Source organism: Asaia sp. Ae19-3, assembly GCF_059801175.1.
The window spans coordinates 1,060,231-1,086,627 of record NZ_JBCHWF010000001.1 but is presented as its reverse complement, the minus strand read 5'-3'; the positions used below and the strand labels follow the sequence as shown (position 1 = coordinate 1,086,627).

At 59.8% G+C, this 26,397-nt stretch carries 31 protein-coding genes and 1 tRNA gene; 9 read left to right on the top strand and 23 right to left on the bottom strand.

Features of this window, described 5'->3' with window-relative positions; all coding sequences use genetic code 11:
• Nucleotide 1: 1 nt before the first annotated feature.
• The 10 genes from AAID99_RS04690 to AAID99_RS04645 all read right to left on the bottom strand — a co-directional run bounded on the left by AAID99_RS04690 (nucleotide 2) and on the right by AAID99_RS04645 (nucleotide 9,087).
• Nucleotides 2-1,207, bottom strand: a complete 1,206-nt coding sequence (locus AAID99_RS04690) for a phage major capsid protein (protein WP_498493284.1) — start codon at nucleotides 1,205-1,207, stop codon at nucleotides 2-4.
• A 79-nt stretch (nucleotides 1,208-1,286) separates the two neighbouring features.
• Complete coding sequence (locus AAID99_RS04685; protein WP_498493283.1) at nucleotides 1,287-1,916, bottom strand: HK97 family phage prohead protease; 630 nt, start codon at nucleotides 1,914-1,916, stop codon at nucleotides 1,287-1,289.
• Nucleotides 1,909-3,240 (bottom strand): phage portal protein, encoded by a 1,332-nt coding sequence (locus AAID99_RS04680; RefSeq protein ID WP_498493282.1) that lies wholly within the window; start codon nucleotides 3,238-3,240, stop codon nucleotides 1,909-1,911. The genes AAID99_RS04685 and AAID99_RS04680 overlap by 8 nt, the downstream gene beginning before the upstream one ends.
• The gene (locus AAID99_RS04675; RefSeq protein WP_498494259.1) at nucleotides 3,237-5,036 is read right to left on the bottom strand and encodes a terminase large subunit; all 1,800 of its coding nucleotides are present in this window, start codon (nucleotides 5,034-5,036) and stop codon (nucleotides 3,237-3,239) included. Before AAID99_RS04675 ends, AAID99_RS04680 begins: the two co-directional genes overlap by 4 nt.
• Nucleotides 5,026-5,589: a helix-turn-helix domain-containing protein gene (locus tag AAID99_RS04670; protein ID WP_498493281.1), complete on the bottom strand. Its 564-nt coding sequence runs from the start codon at nucleotides 5,587-5,589 to the stop codon at nucleotides 5,026-5,028. Before AAID99_RS04670 ends, AAID99_RS04675 begins: the two co-directional genes overlap by 11 nt.
• A 153-nt stretch (nucleotides 5,590-5,742) precedes the next feature.
• Nucleotides 5,743-6,051: an HNH endonuclease signature motif containing protein gene (locus AAID99_RS04665; RefSeq protein ID WP_498493280.1), complete on the bottom strand. Its 309-nt coding sequence runs from the start codon at nucleotides 6,049-6,051 to the stop codon at nucleotides 5,743-5,745.
• A 25-nt stretch (nucleotides 6,052-6,076) separates the two neighbouring features.
• Nucleotides 6,077-6,688, bottom strand: a complete 612-nt coding sequence (locus AAID99_RS04660; RefSeq protein WP_498493279.1) for a DUF3164 family protein — start codon at nucleotides 6,686-6,688, stop codon at nucleotides 6,077-6,079.
• Nucleotides 6,685-6,882, bottom strand: coding sequence for a hypothetical protein (locus tag AAID99_RS04655; RefSeq protein ID WP_498493278.1), 198 nt, complete (start codon nucleotides 6,880-6,882; stop codon nucleotides 6,685-6,687). The genes AAID99_RS04660 and AAID99_RS04655 overlap by 4 nt, the downstream gene beginning before the upstream one ends.
• Nucleotides 6,883-6,923: 41 nt before the next feature.
• The gene (locus AAID99_RS04650) at nucleotides 6,924-7,715 is read right to left on the bottom strand and encodes a tyrosine-type recombinase/integrase (protein ID WP_498493277.1); all 792 of its coding nucleotides are present in this window, start codon (nucleotides 7,713-7,715) and stop codon (nucleotides 6,924-6,926) included.
• A gap of 931 nt (nucleotides 7,716-8,646) precedes the next feature.
• Nucleotides 8,647-9,087: a MarR family winged helix-turn-helix transcriptional regulator gene (locus AAID99_RS04645; RefSeq protein ID WP_309680162.1), complete on the bottom strand. Its 441-nt coding sequence runs from the start codon at nucleotides 9,085-9,087 to the stop codon at nucleotides 8,647-8,649.
• A gap of 43 nt (nucleotides 9,088-9,130) precedes the next feature.
• On the opposite strand from AAID99_RS04645, the gene AAID99_RS04640 reads away from it, so the two are divergent.
• Nucleotides 9,131-10,261: an FAD-dependent oxidoreductase gene (locus tag AAID99_RS04640; RefSeq protein ID WP_498493276.1), complete on the top strand. Its 1,131-nt coding sequence runs from the start codon at nucleotides 9,131-9,133 to the stop codon at nucleotides 10,259-10,261.
• 100 nt (nucleotides 10,262-10,361) lie between these two features.
• On the opposite strand, the gene AAID99_RS04635 is transcribed toward AAID99_RS04640, so the two are convergent.
• The 3 genes from AAID99_RS04635 to AAID99_RS04625 form a co-directional block, all read right to left on the bottom strand.
• Complete coding sequence (locus tag AAID99_RS04635; protein ID WP_498493275.1) at nucleotides 10,362-10,862, bottom strand: hypothetical protein; 501 nt, start codon at nucleotides 10,860-10,862, stop codon at nucleotides 10,362-10,364.
• A 176-nt stretch (nucleotides 10,863-11,038) separates the two neighbouring features.
• Entirely contained in the window at nucleotides 11,039-12,265 is a 1,227-nt protein-coding gene (locus tag AAID99_RS04630; RefSeq protein ID WP_498493274.1) for a hypothetical protein, read from the bottom strand.
• Entirely contained in the window at nucleotides 12,262-12,768 is a 507-nt protein-coding gene (locus tag AAID99_RS04625) for a phage regulatory CII family protein (RefSeq protein WP_498493273.1), read from the bottom strand. Before AAID99_RS04625 ends, AAID99_RS04630 begins: the two co-directional genes overlap by 4 nt.
• Before the next feature lie 357 nt (nucleotides 12,769-13,125).
• Here AAID99_RS04625 and AAID99_RS04620 point away from each other — a divergent pair, with 357 nt between their 5' ends.
• The 6 genes from AAID99_RS04620 to AAID99_RS04595 all read left to right on the top strand — a co-directional run bounded on the left by AAID99_RS04620 (nucleotide 13,126) and on the right by AAID99_RS04595 (nucleotide 16,073).
• Nucleotides 13,126-13,566, top strand: coding sequence for a helix-turn-helix domain-containing protein (locus tag AAID99_RS04620; RefSeq protein WP_498493272.1), 441 nt, complete (start codon nucleotides 13,126-13,128; stop codon nucleotides 13,564-13,566).
• Nucleotides 13,567-13,965: 399 nt separating this feature from the next.
• Nucleotides 13,966-14,253 (top strand): hypothetical protein, encoded by a 288-nt coding sequence (locus AAID99_RS04615; protein ID WP_498493271.1) that lies wholly within the window; start codon nucleotides 13,966-13,968, stop codon nucleotides 14,251-14,253.
• The gene (locus tag AAID99_RS04610) at nucleotides 14,250-14,498 is read left to right on the top strand and encodes a hypothetical protein (RefSeq protein ID WP_498493270.1); all 249 of its coding nucleotides are present in this window, start codon (nucleotides 14,250-14,252) and stop codon (nucleotides 14,496-14,498) included. The genes AAID99_RS04615 and AAID99_RS04610 overlap by 4 nt, the downstream gene beginning before the upstream one ends.
• Nucleotides 14,495-14,809 (top strand): helix-turn-helix domain-containing protein, encoded by a 315-nt coding sequence (locus tag AAID99_RS04605; RefSeq protein ID WP_498493269.1) that lies wholly within the window; start codon nucleotides 14,495-14,497, stop codon nucleotides 14,807-14,809. The genes AAID99_RS04610 and AAID99_RS04605 overlap by 4 nt, the downstream gene beginning before the upstream one ends.
• 5 nt (nucleotides 14,810-14,814) lie before the next feature.
• Nucleotides 14,815-15,045 (top strand): helix-turn-helix transcriptional regulator, encoded by a 231-nt coding sequence (locus AAID99_RS04600; protein ID WP_498493268.1) that lies wholly within the window; start codon nucleotides 14,815-14,817, stop codon nucleotides 15,043-15,045.
• A gap of 50 nt (nucleotides 15,046-15,095) precedes the next feature.
• A complete protein-coding gene (locus tag AAID99_RS04595; protein WP_498493267.1) occupies nucleotides 15,096-16,073 on the top strand; it encodes a site-specific integrase in 978 nt (325 codons plus the stop codon).
• A 55-nt stretch (nucleotides 16,074-16,128) separates the two neighbouring features.
• On the opposite strand, the gene AAID99_RS04590 is transcribed toward AAID99_RS04595, so the two are convergent.
• From AAID99_RS04590 to hisB, 8 genes are all read right to left on the bottom strand, one after another.
• A tRNA-Glu gene (locus AAID99_RS04590) sits at nucleotides 16,129-16,204 on the bottom strand.
• Between the two features lie 45 nt (nucleotides 16,205-16,249).
• Nucleotides 16,250-16,639: a histidine triad nucleotide-binding protein gene (locus tag AAID99_RS04585; RefSeq protein ID WP_498493266.1), complete on the bottom strand. Its 390-nt coding sequence runs from the start codon at nucleotides 16,637-16,639 to the stop codon at nucleotides 16,250-16,252.
• Nucleotides 16,640-16,642: 3 nt separating this feature from the next.
• Nucleotides 16,643-17,140, bottom strand: coding sequence for a phosphoribosyl-ATP diphosphatase (locus AAID99_RS04580; RefSeq protein WP_188426477.1), 498 nt, complete (start codon nucleotides 17,138-17,140; stop codon nucleotides 16,643-16,645).
• Nucleotides 17,141-17,182: 42 nt separating this feature from the next.
• The gene (gene hisF, locus AAID99_RS04575; RefSeq protein ID WP_498493265.1) at nucleotides 17,183-17,944 is read right to left on the bottom strand and encodes an imidazole glycerol phosphate synthase subunit HisF; all 762 of its coding nucleotides are present in this window, start codon (nucleotides 17,942-17,944) and stop codon (nucleotides 17,183-17,185) included.
• Nucleotides 17,944-19,233, bottom strand: coding sequence for a 1-(5-phosphoribosyl)-5-[(5-phosphoribosylamino)methylideneamino]imidazole-4-carboxamide isomerase (gene hisA / locus AAID99_RS04570; protein ID WP_498494258.1), 1,290 nt, complete (start codon nucleotides 19,231-19,233; stop codon nucleotides 17,944-17,946). Before hisA ends, hisF begins: the two co-directional genes overlap by 1 nt.
• A 41-nt stretch (nucleotides 19,234-19,274) precedes the next feature.
• Nucleotides 19,275-19,916: an imidazole glycerol phosphate synthase subunit HisH gene (gene hisH / locus AAID99_RS04565; protein WP_498493264.1), complete on the bottom strand. Its 642-nt coding sequence runs from the start codon at nucleotides 19,914-19,916 to the stop codon at nucleotides 19,275-19,277.
• Nucleotides 19,913-20,260, bottom strand: coding sequence for a hypothetical protein (locus AAID99_RS04560; RefSeq protein ID WP_498493263.1), 348 nt, complete (start codon nucleotides 20,258-20,260; stop codon nucleotides 19,913-19,915). Before AAID99_RS04560 ends, hisH begins: the two co-directional genes overlap by 4 nt.
• The gene (gene hisB, locus AAID99_RS04555; RefSeq protein WP_188426481.1) at nucleotides 20,257-20,853 is read right to left on the bottom strand and encodes an imidazoleglycerol-phosphate dehydratase HisB; all 597 of its coding nucleotides are present in this window, start codon (nucleotides 20,851-20,853) and stop codon (nucleotides 20,257-20,259) included. Before hisB ends, AAID99_RS04560 begins: the two co-directional genes overlap by 4 nt.
• A gap of 78 nt (nucleotides 20,854-20,931) precedes the next feature.
• On the opposite strand from hisB, the gene AAID99_RS04550 reads away from it, so the two are divergent.
• On the top strand, nucleotides 20,932-21,540 hold the full coding sequence (locus tag AAID99_RS04550) for a nitroreductase family protein (protein WP_498493262.1): 609 nt from the start codon (nucleotides 20,932-20,934) through the stop codon (nucleotides 21,538-21,540).
• Nucleotides 21,537-22,745, top strand: a complete 1,209-nt coding sequence (gene ubiM / locus AAID99_RS04545; RefSeq protein ID WP_498493261.1) for a 5-demethoxyubiquinol-8 5-hydroxylase UbiM — start codon at nucleotides 21,537-21,539, stop codon at nucleotides 22,743-22,745. Before AAID99_RS04550 ends, ubiM begins: the two co-directional genes overlap by 4 nt.
• A gap of 80 nt (nucleotides 22,746-22,825) precedes the next feature.
• Here ubiM and AAID99_RS04540 read toward each other — a convergent pair whose 3' ends face one another.
• Both AAID99_RS04540 and AAID99_RS04535 read right to left on the bottom strand, forming a co-directional pair.
• Nucleotides 22,826-25,189 carry a mechanosensitive ion channel domain-containing protein gene (locus AAID99_RS04540; protein WP_498493260.1) on the bottom strand — a complete coding sequence of 788 codons (2,364 nt, stop codon included), beginning with the start codon at nucleotides 25,187-25,189 and terminating at the stop codon, nucleotides 22,826-22,828.
• A gap of 88 nt (nucleotides 25,190-25,277) precedes the next feature.
• On the bottom strand, nucleotides 25,278-26,351 hold the full coding sequence (locus AAID99_RS04535) for a quinone-dependent dihydroorotate dehydrogenase (protein WP_188426485.1): 1,074 nt from the start codon (nucleotides 26,349-26,351) through the stop codon (nucleotides 25,278-25,280).
• Nucleotides 26,352-26,397 lie beyond the last annotated feature (46 nt).

Genomic DNA, 26,397 nt, shown 5'->3' with positions numbered 1-26,397 from the left:
ATCAGCTGCCGGTGGCGGGCGTGCCGAACGTGCCCTTGATCAGCGCCTGCGGGCGATAGACGGCAAGGGCAAGCCGTTCCTCGGCCAGGATCGTGACCATGTTCTTGACGAAGTTGTCGCGGTCCTCGGTTGAGATCGTGACCGTGGCATCCTCACGGTCGAAAATCTGCGCCGCATAGGCAAAAGCGCCGGTCAGGAAGCTGCCCGCTTTCATGCTCAGGCTTTCAGCCACCGGCAGCCCCCAAAGCCCCGGCCCGGCAAGCCCGGTCGGGTTGGCGAAGATGTAACGGCCCTGCGTGTCCTTGGTCGTCTCGATGGATGTCCAGTCGGTCGGGTTGAGCACATGGCCCGTTGCGGGCAGTTCGGCCAGGGTCGCCATGAGCATGGCGAGACGCAGACGATCGATCATGGTCTCGTTCTTGACGGTCACGCCTGATGGCGCAGCGTAAGAAGTGGCTTGATTCATCAGCCCGTTGAGGTTCTGGCCCGTGCCGTCACCATTAAGAAGCTGATCTTCCTCCTTGAGGGCCAGACCGTAGCGCAGGCGGCCATCCACATAACTGGCCAGCATTGGTGCATCGGCCAGGATCTGCTTTGAGGCCATCACGAAATGCGCAATGGTTTTGACGCCAAGCGTCACCAGATCGAATTTGAGTTCTGATTGCGGCTTGTTGGTGCTCGGGTTCTCCGCAACCGGGGCGGCGCTGTTGGTGAACAGCGTTTCGCGTACATAGTCGATTGCGCCCGATTGCGTGGTGCCGGGCATAAGCAGGCTGCGGATTGTCATGCGGCGATCGGGCTGGGCCTGGACGATACCCGGCTGGCGGTCGGCCACGACAAGCCCGGTCGTCCCGGAATTACCGGTCGAACTGCCCGAGGTGATGGCCCGCACTTCGACGGCAAGACGGCCCTTGAAACGGTCGCCCGCGCCGAGTGCGGCCTTGACCTCATCGTTCTCGATGAAACGCTGGCCAATCGAGCGCGTCTCGCCTGCGCCTGCCTGGCCTGTACGGGCGGCTTTCTGCTCGATATCGGCGAGGCGGGCGGAAAGCCCGTTCATCTCGGCCAGGGCCTTGTCTGCGCTGGCCTTGGTTTCTTCCGTGACCTTGCCGAGGTTGCGCAGTTCCGTAGTCGAGGCTTCGGCAAAACGCTTGACCTCATCGGTCGCGGTCTTGAGGTCGCGGATGGCCTGTTCGTAATCGGACATGGGGTTTTCCTCATGAAAAAGGGCGCTCGAAGCGCCCTGCGTTGTGTTCCGGGTGAATAGGGTAAGAGGGGGGGGGCGATCAGCCCGCCCGGCTGGCCCCGCGTGGATCGGGCAGGCTGAAGCCTGGGCGCAAGGCGTCAATCAGCGCCCGGCTGGCGGCGCGTAGTTCTGCCGCCATATCGGGCCGCTGCTGCCCGACCGTGTAGAACCGCCTGCGCATTTCGGTCACGCGGGCGAGGGCGTTGGACGGGTCATCCACGAGGCTGACCTCGTGAAGGTTCGCGGCCTTGATCTGTCGGCGCGGGCCGCCTGGATCGGTGCCGAAGGTTGCGCCGTTCTTGCGCACGGAAAAGCCAATGGAGAGGCCGCCGAGGGCACCGTCTTTCACCAGGCTGTAGAGCCTGCGCCCGTAATCGGTATCCATGCCGGACAGACGCCCGCGCAGATGCAGGCCGTGCGCGTCTTCGCTCGCATCCTCCCACACACCCACGGGCAGGCCATCACCGCCCAGAATACCGTGCATGACGTGCATCGGGATGCTGCGTCCCTGCGCCTTGCGCTCGGCCAGGGTCTCGGCAAAGGCTCCGGGCAGGACGATATCGCCGTGCGCGTCCTGATGGCCGAAGACGCTGCCATAGCCCTCGAAACTGCCTTCCTTCGCGTCGGGTGCAAACTTCCACTCGAAAGGGGCGGCCAGATACTCACTCATTGTCGTCTCCTGTCAGGTCTTCGCGGGTGCCTGGTGCTGGATCGTTGCCGGGCGGGCCCTGACCACCGGAGCCGAGCCCGGTCAGGCTGCGAGGCTTGCCGATATCGGCAAGGGGGATCATCTGGGCCTGCACCATGAGCACATCGCCGCCCGGCATGGGGGCGAGATTGTCATTGGCGCGGGCCTCGTTGACGGTCATCCAGCCCGCGCGCAGCGCGGTTTGCATGTAGCCCGCACGCGCCGTGCTATCGCCACGCAGGAGGGCATCGACATTGAAGCGGGCGAAATAGCGATCGCGCTCGGCGGGCATGAGCAGGCAGCGCGCAACGGCCTGCTCGATGCGTTGCAGCCAGGGCATGAGGCCGTATTGCAGGAACCAGAGATTCATCTGTTCCAGCCCGGTGCCCCAGGCCGTGGATTTCTCCATCGCCCCGATCATGACCGGCTGCACCCCGAACCACCGGCAGATCGTGGCCACATTGACCTGGCGCGTCTGGAGTAGCTGCATGTCCTCGGCATTGAGCCCGATGCTTTCGACCTTCCAGCCACCCTCGAGCAGGGGCGTCTTGCCCGCGTTGATCGCGCCCGAGTAGTCGCCGAGGATCGCCTTGGCCTGTTCCTTCTGCGGCGCGGAGAGATAGGTCGGGGCGGAAATATAGGTCTGCGAGAGCAGGCCGTTTCGGAACATGCGCCCCGCCGTTTCCTCGGCGGCCAGCGCGGCCCCGATGGATTGCCGACCCGCCGTGATGGGCGAGATGCCCATGAGCCCGTCGAAGCAGAAGCCTTTGATGTGGAACACGTCGCCCTCATCGAGCACGAGCGTCCTGCCATGATAGCTGTAGCGATAGACCAGCGCCCCGGTATTAGGATTACGCTGCACGGTCATGCGGTCGGGGCGCAGCGGGTTGAGGGCCATGATCTGCCCGTCGCCGCGTCGCATGATCTGCGCGAAGCCGTTGCCCCAGGCGAGGCAGCACGCCGCCATGCACGACCAGAACTCTATGGGCGTCATATCGGCGTTGGGCGCGCGGGCCAGCACGCGATAAAGCGGGTGGTCGCGGGCAAGGGACGACTGCCCGTCGCCTTGCTGTTCATGCAGCTTGAGCGGCATGGAACCGATGGTTTCGGACAGGAGCCGGATGCAGGCCCAGACCGTGTCGAGCTGCAGCGCGGTATCGACCGAGACGCGCTGGCCCGAAATGCTCGGCCCGCCCGCCAAGAAAGCGCCGAGGCGCAGATCGGTCAGCGACACGCCTGTGACGGACTGGATAGCCGCACTTGCCGCCTTGTAGGCCATGCCGCGCAGTCTTGTGGCGATGCTCATACGGCTATGATCCCAGCTGAAAGGAAATCATCGATCCGGCCACTCTCAGGCGGCTGCGGATTTTTCGACATGCAGGCCACGGCGTCGAACAGAGCCATCAACGGGTCTATTTTCTTGCCGCCTGCGAGCTGCTTGGTGATCTCGATATTATTGCCCCTGGCCTGGGCCTTCGCGTTACCGACTGCCCACGCCATGATTGGCCGGCTGCCGTGATGGAATGATCCATCGGCCAGTTTCCTTTCCAGCGTCTTGATGGGGCCGGTCAGCTTCCAGCCCTGGCTCACGCCCACGATCTGGCTTTCCTCGACACCCTGCCGGCGCAGTTCAAACACGATTTCCGCAACACCTGCAGGATCGAGGCCGACAAGGGCCAGTTTGCCGGACCGATTAATCATGCCGACCAGCTCGCCCAGCTGGGCCACATCGTCTTGCATGGCCATGACGAGAACGAGATCCTGTTGCCGCTCGAAATCGAGGTAACGCGGGGCTTCCTCCTTGCGGGTCTTGAGCACGTCGCGGAACACCCAGCTTTTTTGCCAGTGCAGCCAGTCATCTGTTTGGGCATCACAACCCAGAACGGCCACGGACAGGAAATCATCCAGGCCGCCGCCATCAATGCCCACGGTGATCACGCGTGAACGGGCAATAAGCGCCTCCAGGGTCAGGCCTTCATCGCCCCGGCCTTCCCAGTACTTCGCCCCGGCCCAGGCCTTTTCGCGCAGGGAAAGCCCCACCTGCACATTCAGGTGTTTAGCCATCCAGACCCGCAAGGGCGCTTCACCGGCCTCTTTCTGCTGCTCGTATTGGCCGGTTAGGAAATCGAGGCCGACCGACACGCCAAGATTCGGATTGGTGATGTACCAGGTGTCAGGATCGTGGTGCCGTTCGGCCTCGATCATGGCTTGCGGAAACTCGTAAATGACCGGCAGAAAGCGGGGGTTGTGCGTCTTGCCGTTGCGCACCATGCGGGCGTAATCGAGTTTGAATTTAAACACCCCGGCGGGCTCTTCCTCGGCCTGCGTGGTGAGGTAGATCACGAAGCCCTCAGGGCGTGAGGAAATGCCCCCCATCGCCTCCATGAGCATGTTTTCGCCTGCCGGTTTCTTGCCGAACTCCCATAGTTCATCGACCAGAATGCCGGTCGCCTTCTTGCCGACCACCGATTGACCATCGGCAGCCACGACCTTGAGCGTTGCGCCCGTGCCCAGGTGCGTGATGATACGGTTATGATTCTGGATATGGAAAAGCGCGTTCAGTTCGGGGTCATTCAGAACCATGTCGCGCGCAGGCTTGAACGCGTTGTCTGCGGCTTCCTTGGTCGGGGCCAGGATCAGGAATTCAGCTGACCGCCGCCAGTTGAGGACCAGCTGTGTCAGCATGATGCCTGCGGCAATCGTGGATTTCGTATTCTTCTTGCTGACCAGGAGGAAAAACTCATTGATCTGGCGCTTGCCGGTGTCCGGGTCGTAGGTGCCAAAGAACGCCTCGGCAAAGCCCTTGAGCCAGGGACGGCAGGACTCGCCTATGCTGGGTTCACCGAGCACGTCCACGAGCTTGAGTGCGTTGAAAACGGCCATGCCTTCGTGCGCCGCCGTGGGGAACAGAGGCGGGAAGGGGATCAGGCTTTCACCGGCGACAATCCGGCGTTCCCAGTCCGGGCAGGACGTTGACCATGTAGCTGTGTTAATTTTGACAGTCTTTTTTGAGGGACTGGCGGGTGATTTGCGCCCTTTTTGATCCTTTTTCGTCGCCTGACGGACTCTCCCGAGCGCGTTCGGCGTATCGTTATGTTCCATTATCCACCACGAGTTTGGGCGCACGCATGGGTGAGAAGCGCCCTGTTGATGCAACCTCAGCCGCCGCTCTTTGCTGGGCTTTCTTGCCCGGCTTTCCTGCCGCTTTTTCACCCAGGAGCGCGGCGGCCTGGGCGAGTGTCTTGAGCGTGCTTGATCGGGTTGCGTGGCTCACTGCCTTGAGCATCGCGGCGCGGCGGCGCGGGCTTGGATCGTCGGCGGTTTCTGCCTCTATCGCCTCAATAATGGAGTCATGTTGCGCGGTCGTTTCCTCAAGTTCTTTGGTCAGATGATCGACCAGGCGCAACATGCGCTCATCAATCGCGGCGGCATCGCCTTGTGCCGCGTCGAGCGTGTCAGGCTTGTGCGCAACGGCGCGATTTGCTGGCACTGCGCACCGTTTAGGCGGTTTGGCGGCGTGCCATCCTTCGGCTTTGATGCGCTTGCGCAGCGTGCTTTCTGGAATCCCAAATTGCCTTGCTATCTGGCGCGTTGATCTCGTGCCTTCACGACATGCGGCGGCGATTTGCCCCCATTCTATCGGCGGTTTTTTCAACAATTTGAGCCATCCTGCGCAGGAAGGTGCGCACCTCATTTCAGAATTGGAGAAAATTTTTCACGCGTGGACCTGGCGCGGTTCCGCCCCCCTGGACGCCCTGGACTTTCACCCGGCCCCCCTTTGGGTCGGTCGGTCGGTCAGGGCTGGGCCTCACCAGACCTTGGCGGCGCGTCGGGCTTTCGCGTCGGCGGTCTTGGTCGTGTGGCATGAACCGCAAAGCAGCATCACGTTCTTGGGGTCGAGCCTTGCGCCGCCGTCCTTCAGTTCATGGATATGATCACCGAAGATGCGGCAGCCAGTCCGGCCACACCGCTCGCAGACCCGCCCGCGCTGCTTGATCACGCTGGCAAGCAAGGCCCGCCATTCCTTCGAGAGATAGAACCCATCGGCGGTCTTGGGCGGCACTCGTGCGATGCTCGTATCAAGCGCGGTCAGACCGAAGTTGATGCATCGCAGCACCGTCGCTTTTCTCGTCGCCCGTCGTTCAGGCTTTGGCAATATCAAGCGGCACCTGCGTATACTCACTGTTGGCGGTCACGCGTTCATGAAACCGGATATACGCCCGCGAGGCGTTGACCTTCACTGCGTCAGTGATGGCCTGCATCGCCCGTTGCCATTCGTCATCCTCAATCGAAAGGCGACGCAGGCCCAGGATTTTGGAGACGTTTAGTTTGCCTTCTTTGCCCACGTCGAAAGCGTCGGTGACAATGGCGCGAATGTTGGCGTTGCCGCCCTCGGTCCAGCGCGTCAGGCAGTTGTCGACAAGCTCTTTCGCAATCTGAAGCTCAGGCCCGAAGGTGATGGAATCACTGATGGCAATCGTCACCCGCTCGCGCCCGTCATAGGTGCACAGGGTCAGGTTGCCTTTCGCGCCGCCTTTCTTGGCCCCGTATTGCTCGGCCAGCAGGTCGAGGAAGCAGCGAATTTCGCTGTCCGCATCCTCGCGAAACTGGCGCATGGTATCGCGCAAGGCGCGGGCACGCTCGAAAAGGCGGCGTACCAGTTCATCCTGTAACAGATCTTCGGGCTTCACATTGGCACGCGGCACCAGGCGGCCCGCTGAATCCGTCATGTAGTCGTCAGGGTTGGGGGTCATGACCGCTCCTGTCTCCGCTTGGCTTCAATGGCGCGGGCGCGTTGCGCTTCACGCGATGCCCACACCCGCACGCCGGGGGCGCGGGCATCCTGCGCCGTGCGCTCGTATCGCTCGGCGGTGCGTGTCCAGAAATCGACGTTCTCGGCCTCGATCTCCTCCGGTGTTTCGGGGCGGCGTCTGTATCGGCGGCTCATGTCGGCTCCTTTGGTGACGACCGCCGCCGCATCATGGGGCGTCAGTCCTTGAGGTAATTCGCGCCGCCGTCACCCTCACGAACATGAGCGTAACGCGTCGTCGTTTTGAGGTCGGCGTGCCCCAGCGTTTGCTGCACCACATGGGCCGGTGCGCCATTGTCGAGCGCGTGGGAGGCGTGCGCATGGCGGAACCAGTGCGCCGAGGCGTCAGGCAGTCCGGCGCGTTTCGTTGCCCGCTTCACGAGGCGGTGCGCCGCGCTCAAGTGAAGCGGGCATCCATCATGACCGGGGACGACCGGCGTATCAGGACGCCAGCCGCCAGCCCTCGCGGTCATGAGCTCTTTCCACAGCTTCGCGGGCACAGACACATGACGCGTCTTGTTGCCCTTGCCGCAAACAGAGGCCACGCCTCCTTGCTGTCGCCGTGTCATGTCTCGCCATGTGAGGCCGCACGTTTCCGAAATGCGCAGCCCCATGAAATACAGGACGCGAAGCGCCAGCCGTTTTCGCGGGCAAGGCTCGCCGTCGATGATGCGCCTTACATCTTCCTCAGTCAGAATCCGTTCACTCAGACGATCACGCCCGCGCTCCACGCGCAGCGCCGCGCCTACATCTGCGTCAAAAAAACCGACACGCAGCCCGAAGGCGAGGGCGGATTTGACCGAGGCCAGCTTGCGGCGGCGTGTGGCATCCGAACCGGGCAGGCTGTCGAACCAGGCCTGAAGGTCATCAAGCACCACCTCGGCCAGCGGTTTGCCCGCCCAGCTGCGGAATGCGGAAAGGTCCGCACGATAGGCCCGCGCCGTGTTCGCTGATCGGTTGTGGAGCCACATATTTGTGAGGCGGTCATCGTCAGAGATACGGGGCCTTTTCACGTCCGTAGGTGGTGCCATTGCCCCAACTCTCCGACAAGATATTGATTTAATTGTTTTTCCACCCCTTTGCCGGGGTCTGAAAACCGCCAGATAACAGGTATTATCTGGCGGGTTATGAGGGGTGCAGGCGGGTTATCTGGCGTCCTGCCCGATAGGGGCTGACAGATAATCCCGCGTTATCATGGCGGCTTTTCCGGGTCATTCCGAAGGCGGCCCGCCTCGCCTGCGACCGCACCCGCCAAGCTTTGGCCCATGCAAAAGGGTCGAGCGGTAAAGCCCTGGGGGCGTTGCCTCCATCGCTCGGGCTTGCCGGTCCCGGCCAAGGCAGGCCAGGATTTTTCGCATGATCGCCGGGGCGGGCCGCATAATGCGGCTGTCCCAGCGATTATCGCGCCAGCACTCGCCCGTGCATCGAATGACCATCAAGCCGATGCGGGAGCCGGAATTTTCACATGGCCCGTTCAAGACAGGCACATCTGCGCGATGGATTTCCGTTCGGTGAAGGATCACGGGCACGCAAAGCGCCCGCATGCCTGTAACCGCCAGCACATAGAAGTGCCGGGCACCCGAACAGCACACATCGCCCGCGCTTGCAGCTACAGGAACGTGCATTGTGATTTGCTTTTATGGAGGGACGCGAACGCCAATAAAAAAGGCGTGGACCTTCATCGGTCACACGCCTGCGGAGAGCTTAGAAGTTTACTGTCGGTTGCTGTAACACGTCAACAGAATTTCTATAGTCGTAGTGAGCTATGCCTGATTTACTATTTCGGTTCAGCGTTCTCAGGATCGCATAGAGTGCGCAACCGAGCAGAGTAGGCTTGCCACGAGCCAAACTCCCTAAAACGGGCCGTATGAAATGCAAGTTCACGCTCGACGGCGTCGATAATCAAAGCGCTTCAACATTCTCGAGTACGCGTCTCAGTAGGGAGACCAGCGTCTTCTTCTCCTCCGCTGTTAGCCCCCTCGTCATATCGGCGTTACCCTGGCGCAGCACCTCTCGCCCCGCAGGTAAGCGCTCGAGCGCAAGCTCAGTCAGTGAGATAAGTGTGCTGCGTCGATCTTCGGGATCCGGCTCGCGCCGGACCAAACCGTCGCGCTCCATTCGTGACAGTAATTGCGCCATGGTTGGCTGCTCGACCTTTGCCAAAGTTGCCAGTTCCTTCTGCGTGCGCCGCTCGCCGTTTTGCAGCATGGAAAGTACCGGTAGTTGCGCAGACGCAAGGCCAAGTGCACGGAGTCGCGCATCACCAATACGGGTCAGGCCACGCCCGATACGACTGAGATAGTGCCCTGCATGATCAAGTGGGTTCCATGGGGCATTTGGCATTGCATAGCATCCTATATTTAATATATAGCTTCCTATGTAATTTGTGAGGGCGATCAAGGCAATGGATAAGCGTATCGGAATCGTTGGTGGCGGCCCGGGTGGGCTGCTGCTGGCCCGTTTGCTGAAGCGACAGGGAATGAACGTTACTGTCCTCGAACGTGATGCACATGCAACAGAGAGACCTCAGGGCGGATCACTCGATCTGCACGATGAAACGGGTCAAAAAGCGATGCAGGCCGCCGGTCTCGAAGCAGCTTTCATGGCTTGCGCACGCCCCGAGGATCAAGGTGACCGTCTTTATGATGAGAACGGACGCTTGATATTCGAACATGACGGTCACGGCGCCAATCGTCCCGAAATCGACCGGGGCGATCTACGGCGTATCTTGCTGGAATCACTGGAACCCGGCGTCGTGCGCTGGGGCCAACGCATCAACGCAATCACCTTCGAGGATGGGGAAGTCTCGGTTCTCTGCGGAAACGGTTCAGAGCGTTTTGATATCGTGATCGGCGCAGACGGGGCATGGTCGCATGTTCGCTCTTTCCTCACAGATATTAGACCTGTTTACGAAGGTGTCGTCTTTCTCGAACTCGGCTTTGAAGAGAAACGTGACCCCGCCGCGGCAGCCCTTGTCGGTCACGGCAAGATGTTTGCAGTGGGTAATAACCGTGCCCTGATATTGCAGCGCAATGGTGGGGGACACATCCGCTTCTATGCGGGTATGCGCATGACCGAAGGTGCAGCGCTAGCCCTGCGCGATGCATCGCCAGCGGATGCACGAGCTCAAATGGCGCGGTATTTCTCTTCATGGTCGCCGGATCTGAAAAGACTGATCAGCGAAGGCGACTTTCTCGGTATTCGCCCCCTCTACGCCATGCCAATTGGTGCGAAATGGATTACGCATCCTGCGGTCTCACTGCTGGGCGATGCAGCCCATCTCATGTCTCCATTTAGTGGCGAGGGAGTAAATCTTGCCCTGGCCGATGCGCTCGACCTCGCAAAAGCTCTAACACAGGGAGGCGAGATCGCTGCCATCCAGTCTTATGAGCAAACGGTGATTGCTCGCGCCGCCAGCGCTGGGGCTAGAGCTGCGGCAGGCATGGCTAAAGTTTTCTCTGATCAGGGAGCGGACTCGGTACTCTCTCATTATCAGCGACGCATCCAGGAGGTTTGACGTCAGATCTACCGTTCGATCCCTAATATCAGATCTTCATTATTGGTGGCTCCCGCGTCCTGCTAACCCGTCATTTATAAATGAGATAAATCATCTATAATCACTGCGGTGCAGGCGTGGTGTCGTAGTAATCGCACAACTGGTCCAGCAGGAGCGAAACAGCTCCGGCCACGTTGTGGCGGCTTCTCCCGTAAATCTTGGCAATGCGTGACACGGGCAGGCCGTCGAGCACCAGGAGCACGAGCAAATCGGCGGCATAGCGGCCCAGGTTGCGGCGCACGCTTTCGCAGCGCGTCACGGCGGCTGATCGTGCAATCAGCATATCCTCAAGCGTGCCTTGTCCGGTCGAGCGCCGCTCAGGATCGGCGGCCCCCATGATACCGGTTTCAACGTCACGCGCCCAGCTTTGCGCGGCCTCGACATGGCGTTGCGTAATCGTGCCACTATGCAAGAGGCTGTATAGCCCCACGCCACGGCGCATAACGTCGAATTGCTCTTTTCCTTTGCCCTCGGTCGTCATGGTGAATCGGTCAGCCCATGCGCCCAGCATGGGGATGATGTTTTCGCTCAGGGGCGTTTGCGCCTGGTTTCTGGTCGTCATGGGCAGTCCACTTGTGTGGTGTTGCTTTTCTTCATCGGCTGACAGAGCGGCCTGCGCCAGGGCGCTGGGCTTGTCAGGCCTGGGGGTTTCTGTCCCAGGGCGCAAAACGCCACGTCAGGCCCATTCTTTGGCGCAGCGTGGCGAATGGGAAAACAGGGCAGGGCTATGCTCGCCGGTCACGCGGCGCAAACGCGGGGCCGATGCCAGTCAAGATAAGCCTCTTTATCGAACGGGCAGGAAGGCAGGCCGTGCTTGGCGGCCAATTCGGGCCAAGCCCGCGTGACGGCGGTGAAATCGCGGTGATGGCTGAATGCATCGCGCCAGATCTCCATCCCCCTGGCATACTCGGCCAGGGCCCGCGCTTCCCACGCCTCACGCGAGGTTGCCTGTTCGGGCTCGGGTTCAATGCAACCGGCCTGATATTCGGCCCAGAACTGTTCGATGGGCTTTTTGAACACGCCCATTTTCTGCGGGATGTCGCCATTCAGGGCCATTTTCGCAGTATGACGCCCGACCGCCTCAACCAGTGCATCAGCCGGAACGCCATCACGCAGGAACCGCCCGCAAATGCTCTTGGCAAAGCCTGCCTGGCTCTCTGGCAGCTTGCCCAGCTTCATGACCCGCGCCACGGTTTGGGCAATCAGGGGCTCGGAAACCGCCGCATCAGGTTTCGCGGTTTCGGTTTCCTCGGGTTTCGTAGATTCAGAATTAGAAGGGGATATATGTTTCTCTGATTCTAGATCTACGAAAACCGGGGTTTCAGTTTCAAAACCTAAATCGCCCGAAACCAAAACCGCTTTTGAAAACCGGTTTTGGTTTTCGGTTTCCCGCATCGGTGCCGAAGCCACGGGCGCAAGCAGGCGCATTTCCCGCTGCTGCACGGCCTCATGAGCGCGTCTGTCCTTGGCTTCCTCGGGGGTTTCGCCCTTGCGCGGGCGGCCCCCCTTGGCCGCGTTGTCACGCGAGGTCATGGCCTTGACGCTGGCGGTCGGGGCGAACTCGCCTGCTTCCTGCCGTTCATGGAATGCCTCAAGCCGCTGCGCCTGTTCTGCCCGGGCCTGCGCCCGCTCGGCGCGTCGTATGGCGCGTTCCACCAGATGCGGGCTGTACCAGGCCTCGTCATGATCCTGAAGCATGAAACCGCCCAGCTGAAGCGCCGGGAGCACGCGCACCAGCACCTCGACCCGCTCGCACGCCATCTGTGCAATCTGGCCTTCATCGAGCGCCTGGCACCCAATGCGAAAGGCCGTACTGCGGGCGGATTTCAGCGCATCGAGCAACGCATGAAACACGCCGCGTTGTTCAGCTGGCAGTACCTTGAGAAAGGCCATGGACGGCACCGCGTCACGATCAAACGTGGTCGGGATTCCCGACACGCCGGGCGATGGGGCAGGGGGTGTCATCGCGCCCCCCTTGGCCTGCTACGCCCCACATCTGCTGCGGCGTCAGCGGGCGCGGCGGCTTTGCCACGCTCGGGATAGGCCAGGCTTTGCATGTTTTGCAGGGCGATGGACGTCACGCGAATGATGTTGTTCAGCCGGTGCGCCAAGTCGATTGCCTCGTGCTGGTCTATGTGGCCGTCAGATAACGCCTTCATGGTGGCGCTCATGGTCTCGCCCACAGTGCTGCACACCTCGGCCATTGAGGTGGCGGCGCAGCCCTCGCCCAGATCGATGGGCAGGAGAGTGTAGCCCAGCTGCGAGGCCATTACGCTCAGGATAATGGGCTGCTGTGCACAGGCATCGAGCTCAACGGCGATATCGACGGGCACCACCAGAGGATTATCCCGACGCTGATAGTTAGAAAGTTGTACTGCACTCACGCGTGTGATGCAGGCCGAGGCTTCCACCCCGCCCACAATCTTGATGACGGCCTGCGTAGCAGTCTTGAGCTGACTGACGTTCATTGTTCGGGGCCTTTTGGCGAGTAGAGCCTCGGACATATGTCCGAACGTTCGTGTTCAGGACCGCCCGCATCGACCGGATTAAAGGAATTAAGGTGATACGAAGATGCTCCGGTCCCATCTTCAGATGCATCGTAAGACGGGATTTCGTTTGATGGATTAGCCGAGAGGCTCTCAAGCAACTCGAGGGTAATTTCCACCTGTTGAACGTGGCCAATTCTGATCAACTGCGGCCACACCCGTGATGGGATACCCCGTCCTGGTCGAGTCCAGTTATGGACGCTTTTCCAAGGGTAGCTGAGCTTCTCAGCGACCGATCGGACACCGCCCAAATATTCAATTAGGGTTTTGGAGGACTGCATGACAGAAGCATATCGTCGTAACGACGATAAAAGCAAGTGTCGTATGCTTTATGGATTAACATCTTGCGTTCGCCATAATGCGTATATGGCTCACGTCAAGGCACCTAAATCGACAGATCTTAAAGACGCTGTGCGCGAGAGACTTGTGGCGGCTGTAAGTGCTTACGGTATCTCGCAGGCCGACTTGGCACGCCGGTTGGGCGTCTCATCGCAACAAGTCAACGGATATATCAAGGGTCGGAACTATCCGGACGAATTATTCATTGTGCGCTTTTGTGATCTGACTGGCTGCACTCTTGATTGGCTATACCGCGGTCTGATGTCATCCGCGATGCCGGTTGAGCTTGCGGTTCATATAGCGCTCGAAAATCCACAATTGATGCAGAGGGGCAGCGAGGAATTTTCCCGCTTTTTAACCCCAGTTTCTGCGGAACCTTGAAATAACGGATCATGCGGTTTCCCCCGCTTCTATGTTAATTTCTTGTAAAATACACTTAAAGATTGCCACGCCGCAATATCTTGTCCGATAAGTAATTGCGACCATGAAATAATTTGTCGTGATGCCAGGTCCTTTGTCGAAGGTCACCACCGAGACAGACAATTCCATTGTGGAGCACGGATTTTACCCCATAGTCGTCGTAACGACGATAAAATGTCTTGCATGGTCGTCGTAACGACGATAGCGTTTGTCGTCGTAAAGTTACGATGGAGCTAGACCAATGCTGATATGCACCGCAGAAATTCTGAAGTCTTTGTCAGCCCCGAGCCAATACCGTCCGCAAGGTACTCCACGTGTGAACACGGGGAGGGTATCGCCATGATATGCCAGTTCTGCAGCATGACAGAACGGACCTTTACGCTGGCAATCGCCAATCTGCCCGCGCCCGACCGGGAAAACGCCCTGGACCTTTTCCACCGTTGGCGGTTCGCCTATCGGCGCTCGAGCGAGGGACGCCCGCCCGAATGCGCCGCCGCCTGGCAGAAAAGCGCCGACGCGACCGCGCATGATCTGGCGGAACTGCTCGCCAGGCACCGGCGCTGCATCACGCCGCCCGCACACATGGCCCAGCTGAACGCCCTGCGCTCGCTCGCCATCACCGCCGCACATAGGGGGGTTATCCAATGAATGATCGTGCGATAGCCAAGCGTCGAGCCTACGAAGCCGCCTCAGCCGAAATCGAGGCCACATGCAGCCGGCATGAGCTGACACCGCAAGACCGGCTAGAACTCATGGCCGAACTCTCGGCCCGCACCGCCTACACCATGCCCGGTCGGCGCTATGGCTGGCAGAATGTCAGTTCAACCATTCTGGAAATGATGCAGCAAAAAGCAGCCTACAGGCTGCACTACCTGATCGGATCGCACCGATGACCGCGCCAGATGAAGCAACGGGCGGTCTGTGCGCATCAAGGCAGGGGCCCCGGCATGGGATAACGGCTTGCCCCAGCCTACAGCGTGGCTGGGCTGTCCTAGCGGCGCGTGAAAATCGAGGCTGGACGCTTGATGAGTGCGCCCACGCAAGCGGGTTCTCTGTGCGGCAAATTGTGGAATGGGAGCATGGGAGGCGGGGCCTGACAATCGAAAGCCTTGGCCGTCTGGCGAGAGCCTATGCAATGACCCGAGAAGAGGTATCAGCAATTGTCCTGGGGGATGCTCCACAACACACGCGAGCGCAGGAGTAACGGCGATGTCACCACGACTTCTGAGAACCGAAGATGCCGCCCGCTATGTTGGCCTATCGGTCTCGTCATTCCGTAACGAGGTCGCCCCTTGGTGCAGAAAGCTGCATCCTGTGGCGGGGCGCGTGGCCTGGCTGCGTGACGACCTTGATGCCTGGATTGACCGACTGGCGGGCATCGAGCGTGCACCTGAAACTATGATCGAGGCGCGGATTAATCCGCTTGATGCTCTGCCTTGACCATTCTGCGACTGAAATACATTCAGAAGTTCAAAGATCGACACGGTCGGGTGAGATATTACCTGCGCCGCAAGGGCATGAAGCCCATCGCGTTGCCTGACATATCTGACACCGGATTTCTGGCAGCCTACCAGGCGGCGCTGTCAATCGCCCGGCCGGATCCGATTAGAGTCATGACGGAAGGCCCGCGAACATTCGCAACCCTTGTCAGCTTGTGGCTTATATCGCCGCACTTCCGACAGCTCAGCCCCACCACGCAAACCAATTATCGCCGGATTCTGGCGCATATGCAGGCCGACGATTACGCGGTGCATCTGGTGGTGGATTTCGAGCCACGGAATATCCGCCGCTTCATCGCGCGAGTTGCTGATCGCCCCGCCGCAGCGAACCACAGGCTCAAGCTTTTCCGTATGCTGTTTGATTATGCTGTCGATGATGGATGGCGGCCTGACAACCCGGCGCGGAACATCAAAAGGCTGAAGGAAAAAGCCGAAGGGGCAGAGTCCTGGACTGACGATCAGATCGAGCAGTTCTGCGCTCGGTGGCCTTCCGGCTCTGTTCCCCGGCTTGCGCTCGCACTGCTGCTGTTCACCGGGCAGCGACGCAGTGACGTCGTGCGCATGGGCTCGCGCCACGTCACTGACGGATGGGTGTCAGTCGTGCAGCAAAAGACTGGTGCAGCCCTGATGATCCCCATTCATCCCGATCTGGCGGTTGAATTGGCGCTTACGCCAGGGGGCGGCACATTTCTGAAACGGCAAGATGGGGAGGCGTTTACCGCAAACGGATTCTACATGCGATTCAAAGCCTGGCGCGAAGAGGCCGGTTTAGCAGAAGGGCTGAGCCCTCACGGCCTGCGCAAGGCGGCGGCACGCCGATTGGCCGAGGCAGGGTGCTCAACGCACCAGATCGCAGCCATCACAGGCCACGCAAGCCTGTCTGAGGTGCAGCGTTACACGAAGGCCGTCGACCAAAAGCGCATCGCAAAAGAAGCTATGGAGAGAATGGCAAGTGTCAAACCGATCTGAAAAAGTGTCAAACTTTTCTCAGAAATGGCAGTTTTCTGCGGCTGTCACTTGCGATTGGCGTCCCATAGGGGATTCGAACCCCTGTTGCCGCCGTGAGAGGGCGGTGTCCTAGGCCTCTAGACGAATGGGACGAGGCGAGGTGCGTTCTATGACATTTATACGCACCCGGCAAGGGGTTATTCGGAAGTTTTTTTAATCAGTTTTGCGCTGAGCTTCGCGCCAGCGAGGAGGTGCACGTGATAATGCGGCACTTCCTGGCCAGCATCGGGGCCGGTGTTGGAAATCAGGCGATATCCGGAATGCGACAGCCCGAAGTTTTCAGCGACTTTCGTGATAGCGCGTGCCAGACCGGCGATCTCTGCATCGCTTGCAGACGCGCCGAAATCGGCTGAGGAGACATAGGCGCCTTTAGGGATGATCAAGACGTGGATGGGCGCCTGAGGCGCGATATCAGGGAAGGCGAGGGCATAATCGTCTTCATAGATAATATCGACAGGGATCTCGCGGCGCAGAATCCTGGCGAAGATATTGTTCACATCATAAGGCGCTTGCAGGTCGACCGTCATGGATCAGGCTCCTTCCTGCGTTGGGCGCGAGGCTTTCTCCTCAACACCGCTCATCGCTTCACGGCGACGCAGTTCCTGCCATACTTCCTGTGGCGTCACGCCTGCATCGACCCACATGACGATCAGGTGATACAGCACATCCGCACTTTCACTGATGAACTCGGACTGCTTTCCCGCGACGGCCTCAATCAAGCATTCGACCGCTTCTTCTCCAAATTTCTGCGCGATCTTCTTTCTTCCGCGAGAGAGAAGGCGGGCTGAGTGGCTCAGAGCTGGATTAGTGCCACGGCGTGACTCTACGGTCTCGAAAAGACGATCCAGCACGTGGGCATCTACCGTTGTGCTTTCGACGGCATCGAGTTTGATAGCGTCTTTCTTGCCGGACGATTTTTTGGCGGGTGACTTCTTTGCCGCAGCCTTGGTTTCCGACCGCTTTGCGCCGCTCTTTTTGCCTGCGCTTTCGTCAGTCTTGCGTGTCGTGCGTTTTGTTGCCAGCGCCATGATCGTGATCCGTCTCTTGTTCCGAATGATATGCTTGTGTCGTCAGTTGCCCGGTCGCACTGGCAGGCCTGCGTTCTCGAGCGCTGCCTTGACGCCTGCTATGCCAAACGTGCCGAAATGAAAAACGCTGGCGGCAAGAAGGCCACTGGCACCCGCCTTTGCACCTTCGACGAAATGATCGAGGGCGCCGACGCCACCTGAAGCGACGACGGGAATGGTGATTTCACCGCAGACGCGTCGCAGCAGATCCAGATCAAACCCCTTGCCGGTGCCGTCGCGATCCATGCTCGTCAGCAGGATTTCACCTGCGCCACGCGCCTGAGCGTCTTTGGCCCAAGCAACGGCATCGATTCCGGTCGGCTGCCTACCACCCTTCGTGTAGACCTCCCAGCCGCCCTTGCCGTTAGAGCGCGCATCGATAGCCACGACCACGCACTGACTGCCGAAGCGATTGGCAGACTCGTTAATCAGATCGGGATTAACAACAGCTGCGGAATTGACTGCACATTTATCGGCTCCAGCAAGCAGAAGGCGCCGCATATCTTCGGGTGCTCGAACGCCGCCCCCCACCGTCAGGGGAAGAAAAACCCGCTCTGCCGTGCGTTGCACGACATCATAGATGGTATCGCGATTTTCGACGCTTGCGGTGATATCGAGAAAGGTCAGTTCGTCTGCGCCTGCGGCATCATAAACGATAGCCTGTTCGACCGGATCGCCTGCGTCCCGCAAAGAGACGAAATTCACCCCTTTGACGACGCGTCCGTCCTTCACATCGAGGCAGGGAATTACTCTCAGCTTGAGCATCAGACCTCCTCGAGAATGCTGAGCGCCTCAGCCAGAGAAACCCGCCCGTCATAGAGGGCACGACCAACGATAACGCCTTCAAGGCCAGGTACATCCTGAGCGACCTGGCGGAAATCGCGCAGATGCTGCGCCGAGCCAACGCCACCGCTCGCGATAACGGGGATGGAGAGTCTGCGCGCTAGATCGGCCGTCTGCTCGAGGTCGAGCCCTTCAAGCATGCCGTCGCGTGTGATCTCGGTAAAGATCACCGCAGCGACACCGACATCCTGCATACGCAACGCGAGATCACGTGCGTTAAGCTCGGACACTTCTGCCCAGCCTTCCGTTGCGACACGGCCTTGTCTCGCGTCGATGCCAGCCACGATCCGACCCGGGAAGGCCTTGCAGGCCTCGCGCACCAGTTCGGGATTCTTGACGGCTACAGAGCCAAGAATGACACGGTCGAGCCCCGCCTCGAGCCAGCGCGTGATGCCAGCCATATCGCGAATGCCGCCGCCCAGCTGAACCGGTAGATCAGTCGCTGCAATGATCGCCTCGACCGCCGCCCCATTAGCCGAGCGCCCGGCAAAGGCACCGTTGAGATCGACCACATGCAGGCGCGAGCATCCGGCGCGGGCGAATTCGAGGGCCTGCGCCGCCGGATTGTCAGAATAGACGGTCGCGTCATCCATCTCGCCGCGCCGCAGTCTAACGCAGGCACCGTCCTTGAGGTCGATGGCGGGATACAGGGTCAGGTGACGGTTCGGTTTTGCGTCGGTGGTCGCCACGCTGCTTTCCTTCTCAGTGGGTTTCTTGTGTCTCGCCGCCGCGCCAACCCGATCGAGGATCTTGGTCATGAACAGGCCCTTGATCGTGCCTTCATGGCTTCGCGCGTAATAAGGGTGGGTGCCCCAATGCTCGAACCCCAGCGAGCGAAACATGGCCAGAGCAGAGGACTGGGTTTCGGGCACTTCGCAGTTCAGAACACGACAGCCCATGGCGCGTGCCGCTGCGATCACAGCATCAGCCAGAACGAAGCCAAGTCCGCGGCCGCGCATATAGGGGGCGACGAAATAGCCCCTTATCTGGGCCGTCTGGGCCTGCGCCTCATTGTTGCGCGAGGGGCGCAGAAGCTGGGCGCAGCCCTGTATCTGCCCGCTCTCGTCACGAACGATAAAAAACCGGGTTTCCGGCACGAGCAAAAGCCCGTTGAAATAGCGTTCCAGCACAGCGCGACCTGGCGGTGTCAGCCAGCCAAGGCCGCCCCCGTCGATGATGGCCGCCGTCGTGATTTCGCACAACGCTGCCATATCGGTGTCATCGATGCGCGAGAGGCGTTCTGCGATGCGTGTCACGGGGTCCAGCTCAGAAAATTGGCCATGATCGTCAGCCCGGTCTTCTGGCTCTTCTCGACATGGAACTGTGTACCGCAACGATTGCCACGTGCCACGATGGCAGGAACGGAGCCACCATAGTCTGCTGTCGCCACGATATCGGACTCGTCCCAACCCGTAAGCGCATAGGAATGGACGAAATAGCCGTGGTCACCTTTTTCCAGCCCAGCCGTGAGATGATGCGCACCGGGCTCGAACTCGAGCACATTCCAGCCCATATGCGGCAGGCGCAAACCGGCTTCCAGCGCGAAATCCATTCTCGAAATTTCGCCCTTGATCCAGCCCAGCCCGGCGGTGCGGCCATGCTCGAGCCCCCATTCCGCCATGAGTTGCATGCCCACGCATATACCCAGGAAAGGCGTTCCACGGTCCGTCGCTTCGACAAGCGCCTCTCGCAAGCCGCCTTGCAGGCCGGAGGCACAATGAGCAAAGGCACCCTGACCGGGCAGAATGATATGATCAGCGCTCATCACCGTCTCAGGATCGCCGGTAATGACCACCTCGGCTGAGAGGCCTTTTTCCTTGACGACGTGACGGGCGGTTTGTGCTGCCGAGGCCAGATTGCCCCCGTCATAATCGATGACGACTATTTTTTTCATGATGAGGCCTGCATCTTGTCTGCGAAGCGCAATTGCGCGTCAGCCTCAGACCGACCGAGCCAGAGCCCTGCCGAGGCGCTGCCCTTGAGGCGTTTTTCCCAACCGATCAGTTCTGCGCCGAAAAGCGCCAGAGCAAGATTGACGCCCAGAGCTGCAGGCCAGCCATAGGGGCCACCAAAATGGACGAAAAGCACATTGAGGCAGGCAGTCAGTGCAAATGAGATCCAGCACTTCGAAAAAAGCAGCCCCACAGGCCCCAGGATCATGAGCCGCCAGTAAAAGCCCTGACGTACCATGGACGGAACAGCATCATTCTGTGCGCGATAGGCCTGATAATAATTCACAAGACCCCCTTGGTCGAAGGCACACTTCCGGCGACACGCGGATCAAGCGCGACAGCCATGCGCAGGGCACGCGCAAAGGCCTTAAATCCACTCTCGGCGATGTGATGCGCATTGCGCCCAGCCTTGCAGGTGACATGCAGGGCGATGGACGCTGCCATGGCAAAGGCGCGGTAGAATTCCTCGAAGAGATCTGTATCCATCTCGCCGATACGCTCGCGCACGAAACTGACGTTCCATGCCAGATAGGGGCGTCCGGAAATATCGACCACGACTTCGCAAAGTGCTTCATCGAGCGGCACGAGAGCATGGCCGAAACGGGTGATGCCACGCTTGTCGCCAAGGGCCTGAGCAAAGGCCTTGCCAAGCGCAATGCCGATATCTTCTACCGTATGATGGCCATCGACATGCAGGTCGCCATGGCAGCGCACTTCGAGATCGAAGCCGCCATGCTTGGCCAGTGCCGTCAGCATATGATCGAAAAAGCCTATCCCGCTATCGAGCTCGGCTTGGCCGCTGCCATCCAGATTAATGGAAACGGAGATATCGGTCTCACCGGTCTTGCGGTGAATGCGGGACTGTCTGGCGTCTGTCATGATCTCTCCCATAAACTATTCGAAGCGAATACGCGATGGCCTCTTGGCGAGAGGAGGGGAACTTGCCATCTATCGCCTATGAGCAGCGCGCACGCATCCCCCTCCGCCCTTGACGTCCTGCTGAGCAGGGCCTCGACTGATCATCTCAGCGCGCCTGCGCCAGACAAGGCGCAGATTGCCCGCATTCTCTCGGCGGGACTGAGGGCACCCGATCACGGCAAGATAAGGCCGTGGCGCTACATCGTGATCAAGGGCAAACATCGCGTCGAATTTGCCGAGCAGGTGATCAAGGCCATGATCTCCGCCGATCCCGAGGTGCCTGAGAAGAAGATCGCCAAACGTCGCCAGCGTTTTTCCGAAATGCCCATGACGATTGGCCTCGTGATGGCGCTTGATCCAGAGAGCAAGATCCCGCTCCAGGAGCAGGAATTGTCCGTTGGCGCGGGCGTGATGAATGTCCTCAATGCGCTCCATATGGAGGGTTTTGGCGGATTCTGGGTGTCGAGCGATTTCGCCGGTCAGCCCTGCTTCCGTGAGGCCCTTGGGCTGACGGACTCCCAGCGTCTTGCCGGTTTCCTGTTCGTTGGCACGCCAGACAAGCCGGTACAGGGCAGCAAGCGCCCGGATATCGAGGAATATATGGGCTTCTATAAGGGTGAGCCGGTTAAATTCGGGGCAGATCAGTGACAGAGAAATACGACGTTACCGTCGCCGGTGCAGGGCCGGCGGGTCTTGCCTGCGCTCTCTCCCTTGCCAAGGCTGGCTGGCGCGTAGCCGTTATCGATCCGGCGCCCGAAACCGTTCTTGCTTCACCCTCCTTCGATGGGCGCGAAATCGCCCTTACGCATCATTCACGCGACTGGCTGGAACAGAATGCCGTATGGGACCGCATCCCCTCAGGGTCCGTTTCTCCGCTCATAACCGCACGGATCGAAACCGGGCAGGAAGCCCCCGCTAACAACTCGGCAGCCCTGCTTTTCAGGGCACCGCAGGAGAAGTCTGACGCGCTCGGTTATCTCGTGCCCAATCACCTTATCCGCACGGCATTGTATGAAACCGTGCGCGAAGAAAACCGGATCACGATTCTTTCGGGCAAGGGCGTCGTCGCGAGTTCAGGCAACAGGGATGAGGCGATCACTCTTCTGGATGACGGCAGGCTGATCAGTTCAAGCCTGCTTGTTGCTGCTGATGGTCGTTTCTCCCGTATCAGGCAGATGCGCGGCATCGGGGCAATCGTGCATGATTTTGGCAAGGAGATCCTTGTCTGTCGCATGCGCCATCCGGAACCACATGACGGCGTCGCCCTGCAATGGTTCGACGAAGGTCAGACAATCGCGTTGCTTCCCGTGGCCGATGACGGATTGCCAGGGCATCTTTCCTCTCTCGTGCTGACGCTCGACCCTGAAGAAATCGCGATACTCAAGGCGATGGAAAAAGACGCGTTCGATGCAGACATCACGCGCCGGACGCAGAGCCGTCTGGGCAGCATGAGCCTCGAGAGCGCACGATGCACTTATCCTCTCAAGACGGTTTTCGCCCATCGCTTCGAGACCACCCGTCTGGCTTTGATTGGCGATGCGGCTGTCGGTATGCACCCCATCACGGCGCACGGATTCAATCTTGGGCTGAGAGGGCAGGAGATACTCTGTGAGGAGATCGCCAGAGGTGAGGGCGATCCCGGTGCTGCGAGCGTGCTGCGCGGCTTCGAAAAGCGTCATCGGCGCGCAACGGCACCCCTTTTCGCTGCGACCAATGGTATCGCGTCGCTCTATACCCATGACGCAAAGCCGTCTCTGGCGCTGCGCAAGGCAGGGCTGGCAATTGCCGAAAAGCTGACGCCGCTCAAATCACTGGTGACCGGCTTCCTGATGGATCGCGACCACGCCGCCTGATAGTGTTTTCATATCCTGTGGTTTAGTCAAAAAAAGGGGGAGGAGCCGGAGCTCCTCCCCCTTTTTTATCGCCTAACGCTTCAGGACGGTTTCCCGAGTTCGAGCCCGGCTTCCTGCAGAACGCGGTAGGCATCCAGCATGATGGCATTTGTGACGCCACCCACATCACGAACAGACGAAACCTTGGCCGACAGGGCAAGCGTAATACCCGTTTCGGTGATCGCGGAAATGGCCACCCCCGGCGGCGGATTTTGCAGGATATCCTGTCGCTTGGTCATCATGTCCATGAGGGCGAGCTGAGCTTTCGTGGCATCCGCGCGCGGCGAAATGGTGACGGTCGCCGAGGCGGCACTCAGCGAGGTGCCCAGCGTGGCGTTACGCACCGCCGAGGTGATGAACTGCGAGTTCGGCACGATCATCGTCGAGCCGTCACCGAGACCGATCTCTGTAGAGCGCACACTGATGCGCTTTACGTCGCCCTTGATGCCACCCAGTTCGATCAGATCACCGACACGTATGGGGCGCTCTGCAAGCAGAATTACGCCGGACACGAAGTTCTGAACAATTGCCTGGAGACCAAAACCGATACCGACCGAGAGCGCACTGACAACCCATGTCAGGTTCTTGACCGTCACACCTGCTTCCGACAGCACCAGAAGGAGAACGGCAATCCAGGCAACATAATTGAAGATATTCAGGATTGAGGTGCGGGCGCCGATATCGAGATTTGTCGTCGGGAAGAGGCGCTTCTCAAGCCACTGGGTAAACGCACCGATCGCGTAATACGCGATGATAAGGATAATGATGCAATAGACCGCCGTATTGAGCGAAAACTGCACGCCATTGATCGTCTGACCGACGAACAGGCTCTGGACGCGATCCGCGACAACCGGAATGCACAGACTGCCATCCGAAAGACAGATGGCCGCAAAAATGATGATCAGCCCGATATTCACGATGCCTGAAAGCAGCACGCCAAACTGTGCAACACGATTGGAATGCACGCCCAGATGGGAGAGACGTCGCGAGATCAGCGATCCCACCGAGAAGGTGCGCGACGTAAATTCCTTCATTGCGATCGACAGAAGCATCAAAGAAGCGAAGCTGACAGAAAGGGCGATGGCCCATACGGCCAGGGCGAAGGCAAAGGCGAGATAACCAAGCGCTATCGCTGCCGAACTGATGACCAGAAGAAGCCAGCCGATGCCATAGATGGCCGGGGCCAGACGGGCGTCGGTGCGTTGTGTCAGGCGCTTGCACATCCAGACGAAGAGAATTTCCACCAAAAGGGTGAAGACAGCCTCGACCAGACGGCGCGCCGTGACAGGAAATGCGTTTTCGAAGCCAACAATGACGAACAGAGTCTGCAGCAGAACAAAAATCGAAACGCACCAGTCGACGCCCCACAGGGCACGCGCTGAGCGCTGAGCCGCACCGTCAACAGCCGTGGCACGGCTCAGGGCGGGCAGACCGGCCCCGAGAATGAACCCGCAAAGAGGCATGATCCCGGCAATGCCATGGGCGAATACAGGGCTGCGACCGACATCGAGCGAAAAGACGTTTGAGATGATCTCCCAGACCACGAACATGATGATGCCGCAGATCAGGCCGCTGAGCGCGACCGGAATAAACGAAATGTGGTTCTCAGGAAGCACGTCGCCCGTAAAGCGGCGGACGATATTGCCCTCAGCCTGCCGGAACAGCCAGAAGGTGGGGCGCGCCAGCAATGCGGTGAGTACGAAAACGCCGATCAGGGAAAACAGCGTGGCAGGCCAGTTGTAGAGGACTCCCGCATATCCGTTATTCACTGGCGGGGCGAAGGTAAGCGCCAGATCGGGGCCTTCACCCGCAAGGTCGCGCCAGAAACCGAGAGAAAGCGGTGAGGCAATGCGCTCGGAGAGAAGCGCCTGCTGGCTGACGGTGCCGCGACGCTGCACTTCAAGCTGTACCTGCTTGGCCTGAAGTCCGAGCAGCTTGCCCTGGGTCACGGTGGATTTGATATCCTGAAGCACGGCCTCAAGGCGGCTGCGCTGGGAGACGATCGTTGCGCTCTCTCCGTCGACCTTTGCCCCTATAATTTCGAGATAGCTTTGATAGACGGTCTGATAGGAAGCCGCCTGGGTCTGTATCGACTGGGCGATGCCGCTGATCTCATCGATTTGATCGGACAGGGAAGACAATGTTTCATTGCCCAGCGCGATGTCCGTTCTGTTGAGCTGACCGTAGATATATTTCAGGCGGTTCTGGGCCGAAGTGATCTGCCGGTTGAGCGTTGCAGAGACGGTCGTCCAGCCATAGCCATCGGCGGCAGTCGGAACGAGGGTGTTACTGCCCGCGCTGCCGGGTGGCGCCGCGAGAGAGGGTTTCGACGATATCGAAAGGGCGAGGATAAGGAAGAGCCCGTAGATGAGAGTGAGGGCTGGCTGCCTCTTCAAAGCTGACATTCCGATGATCGCCTCTCTTTGTAATTCTGGTTCTGGGAATGGAAACGGTGTTTCCGCCCCATGGTTTTCCAACACGCCGTGCAGTCGCTCAGTGCCTGGCAGATTTCAGGTCGTCGACGGAGTCAAAACCGGCCTTGTAGATTTCCTGCAGCAGCTCGGCCTTGATGCGCGTGACCAGCGCCGGGCCGTGATAGATGAGCGCGGTATAGATCTGCACCATATCCGCACCTGACCGCAGCCGCTCGAAGACATCAAAGCCCGTCTCGATCCCACCACAGGAAATGACGGCCAGCCGTCCCTGAACCAGCGGGACGACGCGCTTGAGCGTCTGGAGTGAAAGCTGGGCGAGGGGACGCCCGGAAAGGCCTCCGGTCTCGGTTGCCAGGGGTGAACGCAACGAGTGAGGGCGGCTGATGGTCGTGTTGTTGACAATCAGCCCGGCAGCTCCACCCTCGACGGCGGCTTCAACGATCTCAGGCAGCGCATCGGGGTCGAGATCCGGCGCCAGCTTGACCAGAAGCGGGGGCAGACTGGCATTGGCACGTGTGATCGCCTGCAGGATGTCCCTCAGCGTTGATGCGCTTTGCAGGTCTCGCAGGCCGGGCGTGTTGGGCGAGGAAAGATTGATGGTGATGTAGTCGGCCAGAGGGGCGACGCGTGACGCCAGATACGGGTAATCTTCCAGCGGGCGGGCGCCGATCTTGTTGATGCCGAGATTGGCACCGACCGGCACGCTGCGAAGCGCCGCGTTACGCCCGGCCTGAAGCGTTCTGAAACGCTCCATACGCCGGGTGAAACTTTCGATACCGCAGCCATTGAACCCCATACGGTTGATGATGGCGGCATCTTCCGTCAAGCGGAACAGACGGGGCTTGGGGTTACCCTCCTGCGGGCGCGGGGTGACGGTTCCGCATTCCACATGGCCAAATCCCATGCGGGCCAGTCCCATCGGCGCGCGCGCATTCTTGTCAAACCCGGCGGCAAGGCCGACAGGATTGGGAAAGCGCAGCCCCATGCAGCGTGTGCTAAGCGCAGGGACGTCCTTTGGCGCCGTCGGACCCAGACCCAAAGCGAGTGTCTCGATTGCCGCCTCATGGGCAGCCTCCGGGTCAAGACCATGAAAGAGCTTCGTCGCTAGGCGCGAAAAAGGTGAGGGGGCCATGTGTCATCCTGAGCTTGAGAGCGTCGTGGCCGTTCTATAGCCCGGC